The organism is Nitrobacter sp. (assembly GCF_051535235.1).
Lineage (GTDB): Bacteria > Pseudomonadota > Alphaproteobacteria > Rhizobiales > Xanthobacteraceae > Nitrobacter.
On sequence record NZ_JBPPLZ010000006.1, the window covers coordinates 118,402 to 140,772 of the forward strand.

Here is a 22,371-nt window from a genome sequence, read left to right on the forward strand (position 1 = left end):
ATGGCCGAATATCAGAACATCTTCACGCAAGTTCAGGTCCGCAGTCCCGTGTATCCCGGCATCCCCTTGCAGCCCGGGATCTGGGAGCGCCTCGGAAAGGGAGGCCACTCCTACTGGCTCGGAAAGATCGGCGATGCGCAGATTGGACCGGTCTATCTAGGCTTCTTTGGTCTCGCTTCGTTGATGGCCGGCTTCGTCGCGATCGAGATCATCGGTCTCAACATGCTGGCTTCCGTCAACTGGAGTCCGCTGGAATTCATCCGGCAATTTCCATGGCTCGCATTGCAGCCGCCGGCGCCGGAATATGGATTGCAGATATTTCCGCCCCTGCAGGAAGGCGGCTGGTGGTTGATGGCGGGCTTCTTCCTGACAACCTCGATCCTGCTGTGGTGGGTAAGGACCTATCGCCGCGCTCGGGCTTTGGGACTTGGCACTCACGTCGCCTGGGCTTTCGCGGCGGCAATCTGGCTCTATCTCGTGCTTGGGTTCATCCGTCCAATCCTGATGGGGAGCTGGAGTGAGGCGGTACCGTTCGGGATCTTCCCGCACCTGGACTGGACCAACAACTTCTCGATCACGCACGGTAATCTGTTCTACAATCCGTTCCACATGCTCTCGATCGCGTTCCTCTATGGTTCGGCACTGCTGTTTGCCATGCACGGCGCGACAGTGCTTGCAATCAGCCGCTATGGAGGCGAGCGCGAGATCGAGCAGGTTGTCGATCGCGGCACGGCGTTCGAGCGGGGTGCGTTGTTCTGGCGCTGGACCATGGGGTTCAACGCCACGGCCGAGTCCATCCATCGTTGGGCCTGGTGGTTCGCGGTGCTTTGCCCCTTGACCGGCGGCATTGGTATCCTACTGTCGGGAACGGTCGTCGATAACTGGTTCGACTGGGGCGTGAAGCACGGCTTGGCCATGCCTCGATAAGCCTCAATGCAAGTGAGGTTGCATGCTCGAACGAACTGATCACGCCGGGCGCGCGTTGCGCCCGGCGAGCCTTTTGGAAGCGTTGAGGGAGCGGACGCGGGATCTGCACGTTCGGGCAGAGCGATCGGGGATCATCGCCGATATTTTGCGCGGGCGAGCCACACGCGAAGGCTACGAACGTCTGCTGCGGAGCCTGCTTCCGGTTTATCAGACGCTCGAGCGGCAATTGGCGCGACACGGAGCGTCATCCCGGATCGGACCGATCGTACGTCCTGAGCTTGATCGCGCCGGTGCCATAGCAGCCGATCTGCGTTACTTCTCGATCAGCGACGGTTCAATCAGCGACGTTGGCGAGAAGCACTCGCCGGAGACGGCGAGATATGTGAGCGCAATCGTGGCCGCCTCGGATGGCAACGGCAGCCGGCTGATTGCTCACGCCTATGCGCGCTATCTGGGCGATCTGAGCGGTGGCCAAATCTTAAGCCGCCTGCTTTCCCGCTCGCTCAATCTTCCGCTTGCAGCGCTATCCTTCTATGTCTTTCCGGCGATCCCGGACATTGAAGCGTTCAAGTCGGATTATCGGTCCGCCATCGATCGCGTAGGCGATGAGAGCGAGGATTTCGATGCGGTCGTCGAAGAGGCCGCGCTGGCCTTCGAGCTGAACATCGATCTTTCAATTGCCGTGCAGGCGGACGCAGCACGGGCGCTACGTTAGCCGTCCGAATGCGAGGTGTGCCAAACCAGATGCTCGAGGATGTCGAGCGTCCGGCTGGTGGAGTTGCGAATGCTGTCGAGCATCTCCGGCATCTGGCTGATTTCCGCGCCGTGCGTGACCTCGAGCGCCGCAAGCTGTGCGTTTTCGACCGCTGAGGCTGCGAGTTCCTGATAGAGGACGCTGGCGCTTGGATCGAGACCCAGACTGGGCCGTCGTGCGCCGGCGATATCTTCCTGGAAGCGGGTTCGCGCCGACTCCGCGGCCTTGCGGTCGCTGAGGTCGGAGAAGATTATGACGAACCCGAGCACGCGCTCATGCGGTCCGACGACCGGATCAGCGCGGACCATCAGCGAACGTGGCTGCGCACCGTTGTTGTTGATCTGCAACTCGCCGCTCCAGCCTCGCTTGTGGCGAAGCAGGTCCTCCAGGTTCGCGCGGAACTCGACCGGTGAAGCAAAATAGGTGCTCAGATCGCGAAGGTGAGGCAAATGCGGGTGCGATGCCCGCAATTGTTCTTCAAAGGCTTCATTCAGGAGCAGGATGCGGCCTTCGACATCGGCGATGATGACGGGTTGCACCGAACCGGTCACCTGGCGGCTGATGGTTTCGAGCTGATCCTGTGCAATGACCATCCGCACCGAGCGGAATTGCAGGGCAACATCCGCCACGGTCTCGCCGATCATGCGGGCGGAGGATATCTCGGCTGGCGACCAGGGATCGGACTTGCCTTCCACCAACTGATGCCATTGTGCGAAGGATCGTCGCGGCGAAAGGTCGGATGGATCGTCGCCGATGATGACCGGCTTGAGCGGGTCACCGCCCCAGGTCACGGTTGTGATACGTTCCGGCCTGAACCACATCAGGTATTCGCCGGAACTCGCCGAAAGTGGCGCTGCGATGAGGCCGCTGGCGACCGAACGCAGATCCATGAAGGCGGGCTCGTCGATCGTCAGCGACGCAGTAACGAGGTTTTCCGGCCGCTGGCTTGCCCGCTCCGTTCGCTTGCGGTCAAGCCAGCCGCCGATCTCGCGGATTCGCTGGGTACCGGGTACATCGCCGATCGTCGTCACCTGTCCCTCGAACAGCAGCGCCGCACCCGAGGCCCCAAGGGGCTGGAGCAAGGATTGTGCGCCGTCGAACAGGGCAGTCTGCCAATCGCCATCGCGCGACACGGCTTCGATCAGCCGCTGCTCGAGCCTGCGCACCACCAGTTCGGACTGGCTCTGTGCAAAGCTTTCGAGTGCGGCAATCCTGATGGCGCAGGCTTCCGCCAGCGCCTCGCATACCGCCCGCATATCGAAGGGGATAAAGCGTGGCGCATAGTGATGGCATGCGATCAGTCCCCACAGCCGATTGCAAACCATCAGCGAGCAGACCAGTGTTGCGCCCACCCCCATGTTCTGCAGATATTTCTGATGAATCGGTGACATGCTGCGCAGGCAGCTAAGGGACATGTCGAGATCACGGCCGTTCAGAGGCGAGAGGCGCGGCTGCAAGGGCACCGGCGTGTAATTGACATCGACCAGCAAGCGAACCCGATTGCGCTCGTAAAGCTTACGCGCGATCTGCGGAATGTCGGATGCCGGATAGCGGTTGCCGAGGAAGGCTTCGAGGTCCTGGCGTCGTCGTTCGGAAAATACTTCGCCGTGTCCTTCATCGTCGAAGCGATAGACCATCACGCGATCGTAGCCGGTGATTTCCTTGAAGATGGCGGCTGTTTCATCGCAAAGGGCGCGCAGCGAGGACGACCAGGTGATGCGGTGAAGGGCGCCGTCAAGTGCCGGCGTCGGGTTGGCTGATGGCGCGGCGGGTTCCAGTTCGAGCATGAGACCGCCGTTTGAGGGGCGATGGATCGTGCAGTCAAATCGCCGCTGAGGGCTGCCAAGGCTGCAGCGCACCGTCATTGGCGTCGAATGAAGCGGATTTCCCAGATGCGGCAGGATTTGTAGCAGCAGATTGCCGTCGAAATCGGACAGCGGGCGACCAAGAATAGGGCTGACCTTCAGCACCTCGCCGGCATTGGCGCTCGCCTGAATAACGACATTGTCCGGCTCACGAACAACGAGAAGCGCGCCGTGGGGTTGAATCGACCCCGCAAGATGAATCTGTTCGCGCTCGCAATTGGCGAGCGTAGCCTGTCCGAAGGCCGGTGATGCAAGAGGGATCGAGGTCAAATAACCTCCCCTTATTTTTCCTCGCTATCCGGTGCTATCCGGTTTCTCATCGAGATGATATCGATCGAGTTTGGCGTAAAGGCTCTGCCGACTCAACCCCAGGATTTCCGCCGCTGTCGTGCGGTTCCCTTCGGCAAGTTGCAGCGCGGCACGTACATAGTGTTGTTCGACCACTTCGACAGTGCTCTTGACCAATTTCCGCAGCGGCGTCTTGCCGACCGTTTCGTTCATGGAGGCCAGCGCCGTTCGCAGACTATCGCTTTGAGGGTTCGGGGAAAGCCGCCGCGCGACATTGCGCATGACAAGGACGATCCGGGTGTCACCGCCGTGCTGATAGCCGGAGGCGGAGATCTCGATCTCGGTTTCCGTGCCGAATTCCCCCAAAACCGTGGTCGATAGCAGTCGCACCATGCCGTGGCGCTGGATGTTCGAAATCAGAACGGCCAGATCGGCACCAGGACGTGACAGCCAGCGGCCGAGATTCTTGCCCGTAACCGCTCCGGTGGATCCGATCTCGACGAGTTCGCTGAACGCCCGATTGGCGAATTTGATCTCGCCACTGTCATCGACAATCGCTACCGCGTCGGGAAGGCGATCCAGCAGGCCTTCGAGGCCTTCTTGCTGCGGCACGGTCGCTCCGGCCGGCTTTCCGATCGGTGTCATCTGCACGAGAAAGACAGGCGTCGACTCTTGTGTCATCAACGAGCCGCGTAGTGTCCATGGCGCGCCTTCTGCGCCGAGATGGACCACGATCGCCGGCGTTTTGCCCTGGTCGCGCACCCTGCGCAGCATCAACTCGATCGGTTCGCGGTCCTTGGCGGCGATCTCCTGCAGGAAGTCCCGGCCAACCAAGCCTTCCTTGCGACGCGCAGTGCCGCCCAGCGCGGTGGCGGCAGTCCGATTGGCCTCGACTATGCGCAGATCGGCAACCTTCACCAGCAGGACCGCATCGTTGGAGGCTTCGATGACAAGGCGATATCGCGTTTCGATTTCGCGGAGCTTCCAGTAGTCGCGCTCTATTGTCTGCTGCGCGGAGATCAGTCGAGCCTGCAGTTCGGCGACCGCCTGCAGGTTCTTGCCGATCGCGAGCATTCCGGCGCGGCCGCCGAGCAGCACCGTCGTGAACTCCATCGGCAGTTCGAGGCCGCTCGGAAATTTCTGGATAATCTGCCGGAACGCCGAGATGCCGGTCCGCTGCGTGTCCTGCATCATGCGCTGGATCTTGTCGCCCGCGCCGCCCACGACCTCTGACCATGGACGCCCGATCCATGCGTCGATGTTTTCCTTGGACATGGCGGGGGCGAGCGTCACTTCGCGAATGACGCCATCCATATCGAGAAGCAATGTCACATCAGGTTGGGGAGTGTTGAACTCCGACATTGCGCTCCGCATCCAGGTTCAATTGCCGAACTGAATTGCCACTCACGTGCGCCAGTGAAGAGGTCCTTGGAATCAACCGAGGGGTTCTGGCGAACCAATCTGAACATGTTGACAGTCCGGTCAATGTGATCGTTTTGCGCGGTTGCGCAGGACTGTCAAGCAAAATTTACGTGCTCCACCGCTTTTAATGCCGGACCCGGTCGTTTCGCGCTCTTCGCCCTAGAGGAACCGCAGAAACAGCAATCGTGACCCCCATTTATGACAAGAATTATTGACAATATCTTATGTTAAGTAATCATTACTAGTCCAGGAAATGACCTTCGGGAGGTAATGATGATAGGAAAGATGGCCACTTTCGCAGCGATCCTCGTGGCTGCGGCCACACTGGTTCCGTCCGCAAGCTTCGCCGCAGGCGAGGGGTTGGGGGGCGACCCGGCAAGGGGTGCGCAGGTTTTCAAGCAGTGCATGACCTGCCACCGCATCGGTCCCAACGCGAAGAACTTGATCGGTCCCAATCTGACGGGTGTCATTGGCCGGCAGTGCGGTACCGCGCCGGGCTTCGCCTATTCCGACCTCAACAAGCATGCTGGGGAGAACGGTCTGGTGTGGAGCGAAGATCTGATCTTCCAGTATCTGCCCGACCCCAACGCGTTCCTGAAGAAATTCCTCACCGACAAGGGCAAGGCCAATCTCGCCACAGGTTCCACCAAGATGACCTTCAAGCTCGTCAATGAACAGCAACGCAAGGACGTCGTCGCCTATATCAAGACCTTCTCGCCGGACAAGGACAAGAAGTAGATTCTCGTCTCAATGCCAGCGTTGCCTGAGATCGGCAACGTTGGCCACGCCTGCCAGCGCCAGGCATGCCGTGTACCACGGCCAGGAATAGCCGCTCAGAGAGAGGCGGAGCGCGAGCAGCAGGAACGCGCCCGCCAGCAAATTCGGCAGCAACTGCGCTGGCGCAATGCCGCGTCGGGTCGCTTGCCAGTAAAGCGTGATCGCGACGATTTCGGCTGCGACAATCGCCAGGATCAGATCGACCGCGTGGACGCCGGAGAGGAAATCGATCATCGAGTTGTCGTCCCGTCTCAGGTTGCGCGCGCCAGTCCGGTCAGATGTGCGATGTTCTTGAAGAAGATTCGGACATGCGACAGGGGTCTTGCGCGCACCAGGGCCTTGTTCATGTAGGCATCCCAGGTCAATTGCTGGACGTCACGGTCGCGGCAGATTGCGACAAAGCGCTCACGGCGGCTGTCATTGATGTACCAATAGCGCTGCATCAGCTTGAGGATCCAGAACACGCCGCCATGCAGGCGCATGAAGCGCTTGCGTGCGCGCTTGAGCTGCCGCGCATCGCCCGTGAGCAGGAACTGATGGACCGCCTCGGCCACGAAGCGCCCGCAGGCCATCGCGTAATAGATGCCTTCGCCCGAGGCCGGGGCCACGACGCCGGCGGCATCGCCTGCCAGCACGACATCACGGCCGTTGTCCCATCGTTTGAGCGGTTCGAGCGGGATTGGCGCGCCTTCGCGCCGGACGGTCGCGGCCTGGTCGAGACCGAGCGTCTGCCGCAACTCGCTCACCGAACCGCGCAAGGAAAATCCCTTGCATGCGCTGCCTGTGCCTATGCTCGTGGTGGCGCCGTGCGGAAAAATCCAGCTATAGAAGTCCGGCGACAGCTTGCCTCGATAGATCACGTCGCATCGCGTGCCGTCGAAGGGGATTTGTCCCTGTTCGGGCGACCGGACAATTTCGTGATAGGCAAAGACGTAGCGAATGTCTTCCGCGCCGGGGATGCATTGGCGGCCAACCGCCGACAGGGCGCCATCGGCGCCGATCACGGCGTTGGCACGGATAGAGAGCGTCTGCGAGGCTCCGTCGGCGTCACGCGACTCGTAGACGATCATCGCCACGCCATCCTGATCGCGTCGAAATTCCTTGAAAGTGCCAGTACGCCGCTCGGCGCCGGCATGCGCGGCGCGTTCGCGCAGCCACTCATCGAAGACGTCGCGATCGACCATGCCGACAAAGCCGCCATCGATCGGCATGTCGACCTCTCTGCCGGTGGGCGACACCATCCGCGCCGACGAGATCCGCGCGACGAGAAGTTCGTCGGGAATGTCGAACTCGGCGATCAGCCGAGGCGGAATTGCACCTCCGCACGGCTTGATCCGGCCGGCGCGGTCGAGCAGCAGCACGCGGTATCCGAGGTGCGCCAGGTCGTTGGCCGCAGTGGCGCCGGACGGTCCGCCTCCGACAACCACGACGTCGAATGTGGAAGGATGTGTCATGTCGTGCTCCCTGCGTGACTTGCCAAGGTCATTGAATTGCCGGTGTCATCCTTGGCCAGCGGCTCGCCGATCCACAACGCGAGGTAGGCAGCCATGACGAACAGGCCGGCCTCGGCCGTAAACACCAAGGCATAGGAAAGAGAAGGTGAGGAGAGGAAATGTCGCGCGGCGTCGCTGACGAGTGTCCCGAGCAGACCGCCGAGGCCGAACGAGATCGCCTGCGATGCGCCCCACACGCCCATGCGGGTGCCTTCGCGCTTCCGATGTCCGGCGCCGACCAGATTCATCATCGCACCGAGCGCGGCAATCGCATACACGCCGTTGGTGACGCCGAGCGCCAACACCGAGAGCTGCAGCGGCCATCTGGGTCCGACCAGTGCCGCAAGCGCCAGGCTGAACAGCGCCAGCGCGGAAGCGATGCAACCGCTTATGATCCAGGGGCGGGTTTGCATTCGCCACGAGGGCATCAGCATGTTGATGACGGGGACGAGAATCATGCCGGTCAACGCGCCGCCGTGCTGGACGCCGGAGAGCCGCGTGGTTTCACCGGGCGTCATGCCGAAAACCGCCCCGGCGAACGGTTCGAGGATGAGGTCTTGGGCGCTGTAAGCCAGCATCGAGACGAAGATGAAAACGGCGAAACGGCGCACCTTTGGCTCCGTCCAGACTTCCTTGAGTTCTTTCGAGAAGGATCCTTCGCGCGGCGCGGCGCTCACGCGTTCGGAGGGCAGCGTCTCGCCTTCGATCCCCCATATACCTATGATCGTAACGAAAAGGGCAATCGCCGAGACCGCAGATGACACGATGACCAGCCGGCTGCCCGAGTAAGGATCGAGCGCGCGACCCGCAACGAGCGTGGTGACAATGAAGCCCGCGATCATCATGACCCACGCGATCGAAGCAGCCGCGCTCCTGCGCGCCGGCGCGGTGCGTTTGGCGAGCAGCACGAGAAGCGAGGTCCCGGCGGCGCCGACACCGATGCCGATCATGATGAAGGCGATTACTGCGAGGGTGATGCCTGCGAGCAGCCATGTTGCCATCCATGCGGTCGCGACCGCGGCGAGCGCGCCGCCTATCGCAAGCACCGCCATTCCGCCGATGATCCACGGCGTGCGGCGGCCGCCGAGGTCGGAGCCATAGCCCAGACGAGGGCGGAACACCTGCATCGCGTAGTGAAGGCCGACCAGAACGCCGGGCAGCATCGCCGGCAAGGCGAGTTCGACAACCATGACTCGGTTCAACGTCGACGTGGTGAGCACGATGATCGCGCCGAGTGCCGCTTGCACAAGACCGAGGCGGACAATTCCCAGCCAGGAAAGCGGTCGCAAGGTTTCCCGCATCATGCCGTGATCCTCCCGAGCGCGAACGCGGTGACCAGCATGCCCAGCACGTACAGGCTGACGCCGGTGCTGTTGTACCAGGGCGCGCGCTCGCGCGGACTTTGCAGCAGTCGGCGCATCAACGCGAATTGGCCGCAGAGCAGGGCGATGACGATCGCGGCGTGAACCGGCTGCCCCCAGAGAAGCAGAAGCGCAATGACGATCGCCTGTGCCGATGTCATCGTGACGCAGGCGAGCAGTGCTGCGCGATGCGTGCCGAGTTGCGCCGGGAGGGAGGCGACATGCATCATGCGATCGCCATCGATGGATTTGAAGTCGTTGAGCGTCATGATGCCATGGGCACCGATGCTATAGAGCAGGGCCGCAAGCACGATGCGCTGGTCCGGCGCGCCGTTCGTCATGATTGCGGCGGCCGTCAGCCACGGCAGTCCCTCGTAGCATAAGCCGACGGCGCTGTTGCCGATCCAGCCGTTCTGCTTGAGCCGGACCGGTGGCGCACTGTAGGCCCAGGCCAGAACGAGCCCGAAGACAGTTGCGCCGCATGCCCAGAGACCGAGCTGCGAGGCGACCGCAAGCGACAAAGCCGTCCAGATCCATGCGATGACGAGACCCCAACGGCCAGGTATGCGTCCGGAAGGGATCGGCCGGTCGGGTTCGTTGATGGCATCGACGTGACGGTCGAACCAGTCGTTGACCGCCTGGCTCGTCGCGCAAACAAGAGGTCCGACCAGCACGACGCCAGCAAGGACCGTGGGCCAGCGTCCGGCCGGGCTCTGTCCCGACGACACGATCCCGCAGCCGAACGCCCACATCGGCGGAAACCAGGTGAGGGGCTTCAGCAGTTCGAGCACGACCAGTGGGGAGGGGCGCTTGGGCGAGGAGGTTGGAGCGATCTCGGTCATGATGCGTTACTCGACCTTGCCTTCGTCATATTCACTGGCATCGGCCAGTCCGAAGCGCCGCAGCTTGACATAGAGGCTCTGGCGGCTGAGCCCGAGCATTTCGGCAGCGGTGGCGCGATTGTCTCCGGTCAGCTTCAATGCTGCCTCGATGCACATGCGCTCGATCACGTCGGTCGTTTCGCGCACCAGCTCTTTCAGCGGAACGCGTCCGATCAGTTCCGTAAGCTGCTCGCGTGATCGCGGGATTTCGGAATGTGGGTCGGAGATGGCGCCGATGCGTGGTTCGACATTCCGGATGATAAAGCCGAAGCTGGGTTGCTCCTGGCGCCCGAGGGCGACGGCCGAGATCTCGACGTTGACAGGGGAGCCGTGCTCGCCGCGAATTACGCTCGAGAACAGCTTGAGTGATCTGTGTTGACGCAGATTCGTCAGCAGGATCTCGAAATCGATGCTGGATTTTCCGATCCAGCGATCGATATTCTCGCCGTGAACGTGCTTCTCGTTTTCGATCTGGGCGAGTTGCAGGAAGGCGGCATTGGCGCGGAGCAGACGACCCTCGCGGTCGGTGAGGACAATGCCGTCCGGAGCATCCTCGACAAACTTGAGCATCTGCGAGGCCTCGTCTGCGTGCGACGAGGCAGGCGCCAGCGCTGGAATGGCGGGCATAAAGCGCAGCAGGAAAAACGATGAGACGTCCTGCCTGAAGAACATTCCATCGAGAATGAAGTCCCGTCCGTTGTTCAACCGCAGCTTCAGCGCCTCGATGCGCCCCTGGGTGCGCAAGGCAATGGAAATGGACTGGACGGCAACGGGGTCGTCGATCAGAAGGGCATCCGGAAAAAGCTTTCCGATCAACTGGGCCACACCTACGTCGAGCAAGATGGACGATGCGGGATTGGCCTCCACGACCCGATGGGTCGAGGCATCAACGATCAGCACCGGTTCCGAATACATCTGGAACAGGATCCGGTAGCGCGACTCCACGTTGCGCATCTTCGAATAGTCGCGCTCGATGGCGATCTGGGCCTCGACCAGCTTTTGCTGGAGGGCGGCGGTCGCGCGCGCGTCGCGGCCGAGGGCGACGAAGCGCCGATTTCCTGTTGCGATCACGGCGTGGAGGATCGGAATGTCGGGGCCGCGCGTCGCCGGATAGCGGATCTCCCGCCATCGCGAGACTTTTTTCGCAGTCGCTTCCTCCAGGAGTTGTTCGATCTTCCTCTGGCTTTCCTCGGCAACGGTTGCCTGCCAGTGGCGTCCGATCCATTGATCGCTGTATTTCAGTTCGAGCGACAGATCCGAGCGCTGGAAGGAGACGGTGTGGATCGCTCCTTCATCATCAATGGCAAGGGCAATGTCGGAAGCCGCAGCAATCAGGGTGGCCGCGACATCCGCGTCGAGATCGCCAAGCGATTGTTTCGGAGCCCTGAAAACCTTCACGGACGAAATCACCCTCTGACAGGAGCAGTTCTCTAGCGGCGAATTTCATCCCGGAGTCGCTTTCACAAAGTCAGCTTATCGCCGCTCGGTCAGGAGCTTGACGACATTCTGGGCTTGCGAAACTTCTTGACTGAAGTCGGAGACGACTGCATCGCCGCCGACCAACAGGACGAGTTCAGGCCGTTCGGTAAACGCAGGACCGCATACCATTACACCAATATTCTGATTGGACGATTCGCGCCGGATCATGCGGATGTTCGTCGCGAGGTCGTCCAGTTTCCTGTCGTGACTTGCAAAGAATTCGACGACGTCGAACCATTGCGTGCGGATCGTATCGATGAACGCTGCGCCGGCGGGATCGGGTTCGATCCAGGTATCCCAACCGTCGCGCCGAAAAAATTCTCCGGCCAGCACGAGGCCGAACATCATGTGTGTGATGTCATTCTTTTCGCCGGGACCCGCCGTCAGCAGGGCGCGGAGACCCGCGGATTTGAAACCCGCGTCGGCGCAAAAGGCGGGGCTGAAGTCACGCAGCAATTGCTGCATGCGCCAGAGCGCAAGCGTGATGGCGGCAAAATCCCACTCATCGTTCATCCAGAGACGACGGAGATGTTGGGCGGCCGGAACCATCAGGTCGAGATAGATCGTCTCGAGAGATGCCCCGCGATCGCGATAAGACTGGATGAGTTCCGCGGCCCGATAGCTTTCTGTCCCCAGCACCAACTCTGCGAAGCCCGATGCTCCACCCTCGGTCGCGGGAAGAATGTTCGACGGCGCCGGCTGATGCACCCCGTTTCCGTGGGCCATCACCAGGCGGGGAATGATCTCGACCTCGACAGTCTGGCTGAGATTCGACACCGTTGTGCTGCGAATGACCAGGGATGGAACTTTGCGGTGAAGACCGGTTTCAAAGGTTCGGCGCCCTGGACGGACGCCAAACCCGGCCGGCGGAGGGGCGGTTTCATTGAGATCGGTCATCGAATGCCTCCCTGAACATTTGAACGGAAGTCGGTCGGATCGTCAAGAAGTATTGACGTAAGTTTTTATTGACACTCTTCGTGGGGGGAGCTACCTTCTACGCATCGGACTCGCACTTCAGGGGTCAAGCGATGCAACATCCGAGGGCCAATCGATCGCAAGCCGATACTGCCGGCCCTGATGATCTGATGGTGCTGCCTGGTCCCACGCCATCGCATCACTCGTCCAACGGATTGTCAAACAAACTTTACTATTGCTGTGATGGTAAGTTCACATTTTCGACCGATCCCGAGCATCGCCAAAGCCCCGCTTCTCTTGGCGAGCCGCGGTCGCGGCCGGCGAAACGTGCGCCCCGTCCGCTTTATTCAGCCGAAGAGAAGCGCCGCCGCGATGAGACGTCGTGGACGCTGGTGCAAGGCATCCTGGCACCCATCCAGTTTCTTGCGTTCGCGATCAGTCTCGGTCTGGTGCTGCGCTATCTCGCAACCGGCGAGGGATTCTGGATCGCCACCGGCTCCGTCGTAATCAAGACGCTGCTGCTCTACGCGATCATGATCACGGGCTCGATCTGGGAGCGCGTCGTGTTCGGTCACTACCTTTTTGCGCGCGCCTTCTTCTGGGAAGACGTGTTCAGCATGCTGGTGCTGGCCCTGCACACAGCCTATCTCGCCGCGATCATCGGCGGCATCGGCAGTCCGCAGCAGCAGATGATGCTGGCGCTTGCGGCCTATGTCTCCTATGCGATCAACGCCACCCAGTTCCTCCTCAAGTTTCGCGCCGCGCGCCTGCAGGATCAGGCCGGACGACTGACGGCACAATTCGCCGTCGAGGAGGCCACATGAACACCCGCGCCCAGCCCTGTTCCTTCGGTGACAATGTCCTGCGCGAACGTGGCCAGCGGGAAGTATTTTGCGGGCTCACCGGGATTGTCTGGCTGCATCGCAAGATCCAGGACGCGTTTTTCCTGGTCGTCGGCTCGAGAACCTGCGCCCACCTGATTCAGTCGGCGGCTGGTGTGATGATCTTCGCCGAGCCGCGGTTTGCCACGGCGATCATGGAGGAGCGCGATCTTGCCGGCCTCGTCGATGCCAACGACGAACTCGACCGTATCGTTGCGCAATTGCTGGCGCGTCGCCCCGACATCAAGCTACTGTTTCTGGTCGGCTCCTGCCCGTCGGAAGTGATCAAGCTCGATTTGTCGCGCGCTGCCCTGCGGCTCTCGCAGCGGTTTATGCCGGCTGTGCGCGTGCTCAATTATTCCGGCAGCGGGATCGAGACGACTTTTACCCAGGGCGAGGACGCCTGCCTTGCCTCTCTCGTGCCGGTTTTGCCCGAGGCCAATTCGAAGTCTCCGCCGTCGCTGTTGGTCGTCGGGGCGCTGGCCGACGTTGTGGAGGATCAGTTCCGCCGGCTGTTCGTCGAGCTTGGAATCCCCTCCGTCTCGTTTCTGCCGCCGCGACGTTCGTCCGAGCTGCCGGCCGTGGGACCGAACACGTTTTACTTGCTGGCTCAACCGTTCCTGCGCGAAACCGCGCAGGCGCTGGAGGAGCGCGGCTGTCGGCGAATTGCGGCGCCGTTCCCGCTCGGAAGCGAAGGCACGACAGCGTGGCTTCGCGCCGCCGCCGCGCAATTCGGTGTCCGCGCCAGGCATTTGGATGCTGTGACCGCTCCGCTCTGCGCACGGGCCGATCGCGCGGTCGGCCGCTACAGGTCGCAGCTCGCGGGCAAGCGCATCTTCCTTTTCCCGGACTCGCAGATCGAGATTCCCGTCGCGCGCTTTCTGGCGCGTGAGCTTGGCATGGATATCGTCGAAATCGGTACGCCCTACCTGCATCGCGATCACCTTGCGGACGAACTCGCACTGCTTCCCGCAGGCGTCCGTCTTAGCGAAGGGCAGGATGTCGACCGTCAACTCGACCGCTGCCGCGAGGCGGCTCCCGACCTCGTTGTCTGCGGTCTCGGTCTGGCCAATCCGCTGGAGGCCGAGGGCATCGCCACGAAGTGGTCCATCGAACTCATCTTCACGCCGATCCAGGGCTACGAGCAGGCAGGTGATCTCGCTGAGCTGTTCGCGCGTTCCTTGATCCGCCGGGCAAGGTTGGTGGCTTAGATGCAGCTCACGGTCTGGACATATGAAGGACCTCCCCACGTCGGCGCGATGCGGATCGCCACCGCCATGCGTGGGGTCCATTATGTCCTGCACGCGCCGCAGGGGGACACCTACGCCGACCTGCTCTTCACCATGATCGAGCGACGTGACCGCCGTCCGCCCGTCACCTACACGACTTTCCAGGCTCGTGATCTCGGCGGCGACACCGCTGATTTGCTGCAGACGGCCATGCGCGAGGCCTATGCGCGCTTCACACCGGACGCGATGCTCGTGGGCGCGTCCTGCACTGCAGAACTGATCCAGGATGATCCCGCCGGTCTGGCGCAAGCGCTGGACCTGCCGATTCCGATCGTGCCGCTGGAATTGCCCTCGTACCAGCGCAAGGAGAACTGGGGGGCATCGGAGACGCTTTATCGAATTGTGCGTACGCTTGCCAATCCTCTCCGGGAAGATCCCTCTGACCCGCGAGCAAAGAGTGTACGCGCAGTCTGCAATCTGCTTGGTCCGACGGCACTGGGGTTCCGTCACCGCGATGATCTCGCGGAAGTGACCAAGTTGATTGTGGATTTGGGTATCGACATCAATGTTGTCGCGCCATGGAATGCGACGCCCGCCGATATCGCGCGCCTTCCCGAGGCCGATTTCAACGTCGTGCTGTATCCCGAAATTGCGCTGACGACGGCGCAGTGGTTGCAGCGGAATTTCAACCAGCCCTACACCAGAACCGTGCCGATCGGCGCGGCTGCGACACGGCAATTCATTGAAGAAGTGGCGAAGCTCGCCGGCATCGACCCGGCATTGGCTCAGGTGGGCGCGGAGCAGCGTTCGTCGTGGTACGCGCGCTCGGTCGATTCGACCTACCTTACCGACAAGCGCGTCTTCGTGTTCGGGGATGCCACGCATGCCATCGCCGCGGCACGGGTCGCGACGAAGGAGCTTGGCTTCAAGCTCGTCGGCCTCGGCAGCTACAGCCGCGAATTCGCCCGCGACGTTCGCGAGGCGGCAGCCTCCTACGGCATCGAGGCGCTCATTACCGATGACTATCTCGAGGTCGAAGCGAAGGTTGCCGAGCTGCAGCCCGAACTGGTGCTCGGCACTCAGATGGAGCGCCATATCGCCAAGAGGCTCGGTATTCCCTGCGCCGTCATTTCCGCGCCGACGCATGTTCAGGATTTTCCGGCGCGCTACTCACCCCAGATGGGCTTCGAAGGCGCCAACGTGATCTTCGACACCTGGGTTCATCCGCTGATGATGGGCCTCGAAGAGCATCTGCTTGGAATGTTCCGCGACGACGCAGAATTCAACGACACAGCTCCGTCGCATCTCGGCGGCCCGATCGAGTTGCCGCAGGCACTTGCGGGTGCCGCTTGGTCGGCCGAGGCGGAGCAAGAGCTTCACAAGATTCCTTTCTTCGTGCGCGGCAAGGCACGCCGCAACACGGAGCGCTTCGCGCAGGAGCGCAATGTCGGCTTGATCACAATCGAGACCTTGTACGATGCCAAAGCGCATTTCGGCCGCTGACAGGACACCCATCCGGGTCGTCATCGTGACGATGGACAGCCATCTGGCGTCCGCGGCGTCGCGCGCGCGGGCGACCCTGGGTGCCGAATTGCCCGGGCTCGATCTTGCGATCCACGCAGCCGACGAATGGAACTGCAATCCGGCGTCGCTGGAGCAATGCCGGGAGGACATCGCGCACGGCGACATCGTCATCGCAACGATGCTGTTTCTGGACGAGCATATTCAGGCGGTCCTGCCCGCGCTCGCCGCCCGCCGCGAGCATTGCGACGCCATGATCGGCTGCCTGTCGGCCGGCGAGGTGGTGCGATTGACCCGGCTCGGCCGCCTGACGATGTCGGGCTCCAGCGGCGGCATGATATCTTTGCTGAAGCGGCTGCGCGTCAGCCGCACGGGCAATTCCAGTGGCGCGAGCCAGATGAAGATGCTGCGGCAGATGCCGCGGCTGCTCCGCTTCATCCCGGGTACGGCGCAGGATTTGCGCGCCTATTTCCTGACACTGCAATATTGGCTTGCAGGATCGGAACAGAATTTCGTCAGCCTGGTGAAATTTTTGATCGGTCGGTATGCCGATGGGGCCCGTTCGTCCTTGCGCGGAAAGGTCCAGGGCGCGGACCCTATCGTCTATCCGGACCTTGGGCTCTATCACCACAAGCTCGCGAACAGGATTGTGACGCGCATCGAAGAGTTGCCGGCGTCGCCCCACGCCACGGGACAGGTTGGCGTCCTGGTGATGCGATCCTATCTGCTCGCCGGCAATACCGCACATTATGACGGAGTGCTGGACGCGCTCGAGGCAAAGGGACTGAGCGTCATAACTGCCTTCGCCAGCGGCCTCGATTCCCGCCCGGCGATCGAGGAGTACTTCATCCGGGACGGCGTGGCGACGGTGGACGCTGTGTTGTCCCTGACCGGCTTTTCACTTGTCGGCGGTCCCGCCTACAACGACGTCCATGCCGCCGAGACCATGCTGGCGCGGCTTGATGTTCCCTATATCGCCGCGCATCCGCTCGAATTCCAGACCGTCGAGCAATGGCGCGAGGATTCTCGCGGACTGACGCCTGTTGAAGCTACGATGATGGTGGCGATTCCGGAGCTCGATGGCGCGATCGCGCCGATGACCTTCGGGGGACGATCTTCCATCGTCGATGTCGGCCGCGACATGGTCGTGGTGCCGGAGCGGGCGGCCATGCTGGCGGCACGGGTGGCCCGGCTGGTGGCGCTCCGCAGGAGTGCGCGCGCCGAGCGCAAGCTGGCGGTCGTGCTGTTCAACTTCCCGCCGAACGGCGGCAGTGCCGGGACGGCCGCCTATCTCTCGGTGTTCCAGTCGCTGCATAATACAATGACTGCACTCAAGGCAGCCGGGTACGTGGTCGATGTCCCGGCCACAGTGGATGAACTTCGCGCCCGCGTCTTGAAGGGGAATGCACAGCGGTTCGGAACCGACGCGAACGTCTCCGCGCGCATTCCAGTCGACGATTATGTGCGCCGCGAGCGATGGCTGCCGGAAATCGAAACGCAGTGGGGCGCCGCACCGGGCAGGCATCAGACCGATGGCAGTCATCTGCTGGTGCTCGGAGAACGGTTCGGCAATCTCTTTGTCGGCCTGCAACCGGCCTTCGGTTACGAAGGGGATCCGATGCGGCTGCTGTTCGAGCGCGGCTTTGCGCCCACCCATGCGTTCGCGGCCTTCTATCGCTGGATTCGGGAGGATTTTGGCGCGAACGCGGTCCTGCATTTTGGCACCCATGGTGCCCTCGAATTCATGCCCGGCAAGCAGGTCGGCCTTTCCGGCGATTGTTGGCCCGATCGTCTGATCGGTGACCTGCCGAATTTCTATCTCTATGCCTCCAACAACCCCTCGGAAGGGACGCTTGCCAAGCGCCGTGGTTCGGCAACGCTCATCAGCTACCTGACGCCGGCGATTGCGAAAGCGGGTCTGTATAAAGGGCTCGCCGATCTGAAGGCCTCGCTCGATAGCTGGCGCGCGATGGCGCCGGAGGCAAGGGATAGCGAACGCGCCGACGCACTCGCGCTCATCCAGGCTCAGGCCGCCGCGGTCGATCTTGCCGAGGCGGAGCCCCTCTGGGGACAAACTGCGGTCAAGCGTGTTTCGGAACTCGCCAACGCTGTGATCGAGCTCGAATACTCCCTGATACCGCACGGACTGCATGTGGTCGGAGCGCCGCCCTCGGAGACGGAGCGCGCGGACATGCTGGACGCCGCGGGCGTCACCGATAACGAGCGGCGGACTTCGCTCGACAGGATACTGGCCGAGGATCACGAAACGCCCGCCCTCATCCACGCACTCGACGGTGGATATATCCATCCGGTGGCCGGCGGAGACCTTCTACGCAACGTCGATGTGCTGCCGACGGGGCGCAATTTGCACGGTTTCGATCCGTTCCGCATCCCGAGTGCATTTGCGGTGCTGGACGGGGCACGGCAGGTCGAGCGCCTGCTCGCACGTCATGCCGGGGAAGCGGGAGCAGTGCCGGAAACCGTCGCGCTGGTGTTATGGGGTACCGACAATCTCAAGACCGAAGGGGCGCCGATCGCGCAGGCGCTGTGGCTGCTTGGCGCCGAGCCCCGCCACGACAGCTATGGCCGGCTTGCCGGAGCGCAATTGATTCCGCTGGAGCAACTGGGCCGGCCGCGTATCGACGTCGTCATGACCCTGTCGGGCATCTTCCGGGACCTGATGCCGTTGCAGACGAAGTTGCTGGCCGAGGCGGCATTGCTCGCTGCCGAGGCGAACGAACCCATCGAACAGAATTTCGTTCGCAAGCATGCGCTTGATTATCAGGCCAAGCAGGGTGGCGATCTCAGAGAAGCCGCACTGCGTGTCTTCGGCAACGCCGAGGGTGCCTATGGCGCCAACGTCAATCATCTTATCGATTGCGGCGCCTGGACCGACGAGCAGGAACTCGCCGAGGCCTATACGCGGCGCAAAGGCTTTGCCTATGGCACGGACGGCCGCCCGGTTCGCCGCGATGCACTGCTGGGCCACGTCCTGGCCGGCGTCGATGCCGCCTACCAGAACATCGATTCCATCGAACTCGGTGTCACGACCGTCGACCACTACTTCGATACGCTCGGAGGCATCAGCCGCGCGGTGAAGCGCGCGCGCGGTGAAGCGGCGCCGGTCTATATCGGTGACCAGACCAGGGGGGAGGGCACCGTTCGCACACTCTCCGAACAGATCGCGCTGGAGACGCGCACGCGGACGCTCAATCCGAAATGGTACGAGGCGCTGCTCGCGCACGGCTACGAGGGCGTCCGCCAGATCGAATCGCATGTCACCAACACCGTAGGCTGGTCCGCCACCACGGGACAGGTCGCACCCTGGGTCTACCAGCAGATCACCACGACTTACGTGCTGGATGAAGCGATGCGCGAGCGCCTCCTCGCGTTGAATCCTGCGGCTTCGGCCAAGATCGCGAACCGCCTGATCGAAGCACATGAACGAAATTACTGGTCACCCGACCAGGCCATGCTCGAAGTCCTGCGCAAGGCCGGAGAGCAGTTCGAAGATCGCCTCGAAGGCGTGGGAGTAGCAGCATGAATATTCCAGTCCGGCAGCCTGTTGCAACCGCGCCGATCCGTCGCCCCGACGGCGCCGGCAGCGTGCAGGTTCAGATGGATCCCAACCTGGCCATCGGGACGGCGAAGGTATTTTCGGTCTACGGCAAGGGCGGCATCGGCAAGAGTACGACCTCGTCGAACCTGTCGGTTGCCTTCTCCAAGCTTGGCAAGCGCGTGCTTCAGATCGGCTGCGACCCCAAGCACGACTCGACCTTCACGCTGACCAAACGACTGGTGCCGACCGTAATCGACGTCCTCGAGCAGGTGAATTTCCACGCCGAGGAGTTGCGCCCCGACGATTTTGTTTATCGCGGTTACAACGGCGTGATGTGCGTCGAGGCCGGCGGGCCACCGGCGGGGACGGGCTGCGGCGGCTACGTCGTCGGCCAGACCGTCAAGCTCCTGAAGGAGCATCACCTCCTCGAGGACACCGACATCGTGATCTTCGACGTGCTCGGCGATGTCGTTTGCGGCGGGTTTGCGTCGCCTCTGCAGCATGCTGATCGCGCGCTGATCGTCGCGGCGAACGATTTTGATTCGATCTTCGCGATGAACCGGATCGTGGCTGCGATCCAGGCCAAGTCACGCAATTATCCGGTCCGGCTCGGCGGCGTCATTGTCAACCGTAGCGACGGCACCGACCAGGTCGACAAGTTCAACGAAAAGACTGGGCTGAAGACGATCGCGCACTTTCCCGATCTTGATGTCGTCCGCAAGAGCCGCCTGAAGAAATCGACGTTGTTCGAGATGGAGCCGTCCCCGGAGGTCGACGCCGTGCAGAACGAGTATCTACGGCTTGCTGCCTCCTTGCTGGCAGGAGCCGAGCCACTGAACGCCGTCCCGCTGAAAGATCGCGACATCTTTGACCTGTTGGGGTTCGACTGATGACCACCATGCATTATCTCGAGCGGCGTAGCGAACTGGAGACCTATTTCGATCGTACCGCGGTCGCGGCCTGGACTCGGCTGACCTCGGAGGCGCCGGTCGGACGCATCCGCGCCACGGTCCGCGCTGGCCGTGACGAGATGCGGCAGACACTCTTGTCCTGGCTGCCGGAAGATATGAGCGGCGCGCGCCTGCTCGATGCCGGCTGCGGAACCGGCGCGCTGTCGATCGATGCCGCGCGTCGGGGCGCGAATGTCGTCGCCGTCGACATCTCGCCGAGTCTGATCCAGATCGCGAGCGGCAGGCTTCCCGCCGACATCAGTCCCAATGCCATCCGCTTCGTCGCCGGCGACATGCTGGATCCGAGCCTCGGCAAGTTTGATTTCGTCGTCGCGATGGACTCGGTCATCCATTATCGCCCGGATGACATGGTGCGGATTTTCGCAGGCCTTGCGACGCGCACGATGCACTCGCTGCTAGTAACCTTTGCGCCGAGGACCCCGGCACTGACGTTCATGCACATGGTCGGACGCGCGTTTCCCCGCGAGAACCGCGCACCTGCGATCGAGCCGGTCAGCGAGCGATATCTCAAGAAGCTGATCACCGAACATCCGGATCTCGATGATTGGTTGTTCGGGAGAAGCCGCCGCGTCACCAGCGGCTTCTACAAGTCCCACGCATTGGAGCTGTTGCGACGATGAGCAGGGCCGTACCATCGCTTGCACAAGGCTGGATGCGACTGGGGTCGCGATTCCTGCCCTTTGCAGACGCGGCGACGACCGAGCTTCCGTTGCCGCGGTTGATGCGTCTGTCTCTGTTCCAGGTGTCGGTCGGCATATCCGTGGTGCTTTTGAACGGCACGCTGAACCGTGTGATGATCGTCGAGCTTGGCGTGCCGAGCTGGCTGGTGGCCCTGATGGTCGCGATGCCGCTGGTTTTCGCACCGCTGCGCGTGCTGATCGGCTTCCGATCGGATCATCATCGCTCAGTGCTCGGCTGGCGTCGTGTGCCCTACATCTGGATGGGCACGCTGTTACAGTTCGGCGGCCTTGCGATCATGCCCTTCGCGTTGCTGGTACTGTCGGGCGACGCGCCGGGGCAGGTTATCGCAGGACGGATCGGGGCGGCGATCGCGTTCCTGCTGGTGGGCGCCGGCTTGCACACCACGCAGACGGCCGGACTTTCTCTCGCGACCGACCTCGCGCCTGAGCGTTCGCGTCCGCGCGTGGTGGCCTTCCTTTATGTCATGCTCATGCTGGGCATGATGGCAAGTGCGCTTCTCTTCGGTGCGCTTCTGGCCAACTTCAGCGAGATGCGGCTGATCCAGGTGGTCCAGGGCGCAGCCTTGACCGAGATGGCGCTCAACATCATCGCGTTGTGGAAGCAGGAGGCACGCGATCCGTCACGGACTTCGGCGGCAATCGAGCGGCCGAGCTTCCAGGAGTCCTGGCAGAAATTCCGGGAAGCAGGCGGCTCGCCTCGCGTGCTTCTGGCGGTCGCTCTCGGAACCGCCGGCTTCACCATGCAGGACATCCTGCTCGAGCCCTATGGCGCCGAGATATTGCATCTCACCGTCGGCGAGACCACCGGGCTTACCGCGTTGTTCGCCGCTGGCACGCTGACCGGCTTTGCCATCTCGGCGCGGCGCCTCGGCAATGGATCGGATCCGTATCGGATCGCCGCCATCGGCGCGTTGGTCGGCCTGATTGCATTCTCTTCCGTGATCTTTTCTGCACCGATGATGTCGCCCTTGCTGTTCCGGATCGGCACGACGCTGATCGGCTTTGGCGGCGGACTGTTTGCCGTCGGCACGCTGACGGCCGCCATGGCTCTGGCGCGGGATGGTGCGAGCGGACTTGCGCTCGGCACCTGGGGCGCCGTGCAGGCGACAGCGGCGGGAACGGCGATCGCCGGCGGTGGCGCCATTCGTGACGTGATGTCGGCGCTTGCGGGGGAAGGACATTTTGGCGTGACGCTCGCCAATCCCGCGACCGGCTACAGCATCGTCTATCAAATCGAGATCGCACTTCTGTTCGCAACGCTCGCCGTGATCGGGCCCTTGGTGCGGTCGCGGCATCCTGCGCCACAGCAAAAGTCCGAGTTCGGCATTGCGGAGTTTCCAGGCTAAT

Annotated in this window: 18 protein-coding genes; 10 read left to right on the forward strand and 8 right to left on the reverse strand. The window is 62.3% G+C overall.

From position 1 onward, the window contains the following. Both pufM and ACS3WA_RS10215 read left to right on the forward strand, forming a co-directional pair. Nucleotides 1–927 (forward strand): photosynthetic reaction center subunit M, encoded by a 927-nt coding sequence (gene pufM / locus ACS3WA_RS10210; protein ID WP_438278416.1) that lies wholly within the window; start codon nt 1–3, stop codon nt 925–927. Between the two features lie 55 nt (nt 928–982). Next, nucleotides 983–1,642: a heme oxygenase (biliverdin-producing) gene (locus tag ACS3WA_RS10215; RefSeq protein ID WP_438278417.1), complete on the forward strand. Its 660-nt coding sequence runs from the start codon at nt 983–985 to the stop codon at nt 1,640–1,642. Here the strand turns inward: ACS3WA_RS10215 and ACS3WA_RS10220 are convergent. Both ACS3WA_RS10220 and ppsR (ACS3WA_RS10225) read right to left on the reverse strand, forming a co-directional pair. Then, the gene (locus tag ACS3WA_RS10220; protein WP_438278418.1) at nt 1,639–3,816 is read right to left on the reverse strand and encodes a GAF domain-containing protein; all 2,178 of its coding nucleotides are present in this window, start codon (nt 3,814–3,816) and stop codon (nt 1,639–1,641) included. The genes ACS3WA_RS10215 and ACS3WA_RS10220 overlap by 4 nt on opposite strands. 24 nt (nt 3,817–3,840) lie before the next feature. Beyond that, nucleotides 3,841–5,196, reverse strand: coding sequence for a transcriptional regulator PpsR (gene ppsR / locus ACS3WA_RS10225; protein ID WP_438278419.1), 1,356 nt, complete (start codon nt 5,194–5,196; stop codon nt 3,841–3,843). Nucleotides 5,197–5,529: 333 nt separating this feature from the next. On the opposite strand from ppsR (ACS3WA_RS10225), the gene ACS3WA_RS10230 reads away from it, so the two are divergent. Next, nucleotides 5,530–5,994: a c-type cytochrome gene (locus ACS3WA_RS10230; protein WP_438278420.1), complete on the forward strand. Its 465-nt coding sequence runs from the start codon at nt 5,530–5,532 to the stop codon at nt 5,992–5,994. 9 nt (nt 5,995–6,003) lie between these two features. Here ACS3WA_RS10230 and ACS3WA_RS10235 read toward each other — a convergent pair whose 3' ends face one another. From ACS3WA_RS10235 to ACS3WA_RS10260, 6 genes are all read right to left on the reverse strand, one after another. Continuing rightward, a complete protein-coding gene (locus ACS3WA_RS10235) occupies nt 6,004–6,267 on the reverse strand; it encodes a hypothetical protein (protein WP_438278421.1) in 264 nt (87 codons plus the stop codon). Nucleotides 6,268–6,284: 17 nt separating this feature from the next. Next, nucleotides 6,285–7,487: a geranylgeranyl diphosphate reductase gene (locus ACS3WA_RS10240; RefSeq protein ID WP_438278422.1), complete on the reverse strand. Its 1,203-nt coding sequence runs from the start codon at nt 7,485–7,487 to the stop codon at nt 6,285–6,287. Beyond that, nucleotides 7,484–8,827, reverse strand: a complete 1,344-nt coding sequence (locus tag ACS3WA_RS10245) for a BCD family MFS transporter (protein ID WP_438278517.1) — start codon at nt 8,825–8,827, stop codon at nt 7,484–7,486. The genes ACS3WA_RS10240 and ACS3WA_RS10245 overlap by 4 nt, the downstream gene beginning before the upstream one ends. Continuing rightward, nucleotides 8,827–9,729: a chlorophyll synthase ChlG gene (gene chlG / locus ACS3WA_RS10250; protein WP_438278423.1), complete on the reverse strand. Its 903-nt coding sequence runs from the start codon at nt 9,727–9,729 to the stop codon at nt 8,827–8,829. Before chlG ends, ACS3WA_RS10245 begins: the two co-directional genes overlap by 1 nt. Nucleotides 9,730–9,735: 6 nt before the next feature. Then, complete coding sequence (ppsR, locus tag ACS3WA_RS10255) at nt 9,736–11,166, reverse strand: transcriptional regulator PpsR (RefSeq protein WP_438278424.1); 1,431 nt, start codon at nt 11,164–11,166, stop codon at nt 9,736–9,738. 75 nt (nt 11,167–11,241) lie between these two features. Beyond that, nucleotides 11,242–12,024 (reverse strand): cobalamin B12-binding domain-containing protein, encoded by a 783-nt coding sequence (locus ACS3WA_RS10260; protein ID WP_438278425.1) that lies wholly within the window; start codon nt 12,022–12,024, stop codon nt 11,242–11,244. Between the two features lie 308 nt (nt 12,025–12,332). Here ACS3WA_RS10260 and bchF point away from each other — a divergent pair, with 308 nt between their 5' ends. From bchF to ACS3WA_RS10295, 7 genes are read left to right on the forward strand one after another with little or no spacing between them, the layout of a single operon-like run. Further along, nucleotides 12,333–12,986 (forward strand): 2-vinyl bacteriochlorophyllide hydratase, encoded by a 654-nt coding sequence (bchF, locus tag ACS3WA_RS10265; protein ID WP_438278518.1) that lies wholly within the window; start codon nt 12,333–12,335, stop codon nt 12,984–12,986. Then, entirely contained in the window at nt 12,983–14,254 is a 1,272-nt protein-coding gene (locus tag ACS3WA_RS10270) for a ferredoxin:protochlorophyllide reductase (ATP-dependent) subunit N (RefSeq protein WP_438278426.1), read from the forward strand. Before bchF ends, ACS3WA_RS10270 begins: the two co-directional genes overlap by 4 nt. Then, complete coding sequence (gene bchB, locus ACS3WA_RS10275; RefSeq protein WP_438278427.1) at nt 14,255–15,775, forward strand: ferredoxin:protochlorophyllide reductase (ATP-dependent) subunit B; 1,521 nt, start codon at nt 14,255–14,257, stop codon at nt 15,773–15,775. Continuing rightward, nucleotides 15,750–19,337 carry a magnesium chelatase subunit H gene (locus ACS3WA_RS10280; RefSeq protein WP_438278428.1) on the forward strand — a complete coding sequence of 1,196 codons (3,588 nt, stop codon included), beginning with the start codon at nt 15,750–15,752 and terminating at the stop codon, nt 19,335–19,337. The genes bchB and ACS3WA_RS10280 overlap by 26 nt, the downstream gene beginning before the upstream one ends. After that, nucleotides 19,334–20,242, forward strand: a complete 909-nt coding sequence (bchL, locus tag ACS3WA_RS10285) for a ferredoxin:protochlorophyllide reductase (ATP-dependent) iron-sulfur ATP-binding protein (RefSeq protein ID WP_438278429.1) — start codon at nt 19,334–19,336, stop codon at nt 20,240–20,242. The genes ACS3WA_RS10280 and bchL overlap by 4 nt, the downstream gene beginning before the upstream one ends. Next, nucleotides 20,242–20,943, forward strand: coding sequence for a magnesium protoporphyrin IX methyltransferase (bchM, locus tag ACS3WA_RS10290; RefSeq protein WP_438278430.1), 702 nt, complete (start codon nt 20,242–20,244; stop codon nt 20,941–20,943). Before bchL ends, bchM begins: the two co-directional genes overlap by 1 nt. After that, nucleotides 20,940–22,370, forward strand: coding sequence for a BCD family MFS transporter (locus tag ACS3WA_RS10295; protein ID WP_438278431.1), 1,431 nt, complete (start codon nt 20,940–20,942; stop codon nt 22,368–22,370). Before bchM ends, ACS3WA_RS10295 begins: the two co-directional genes overlap by 4 nt. Nucleotide 22,371: the final 1 nt, after the last annotated feature.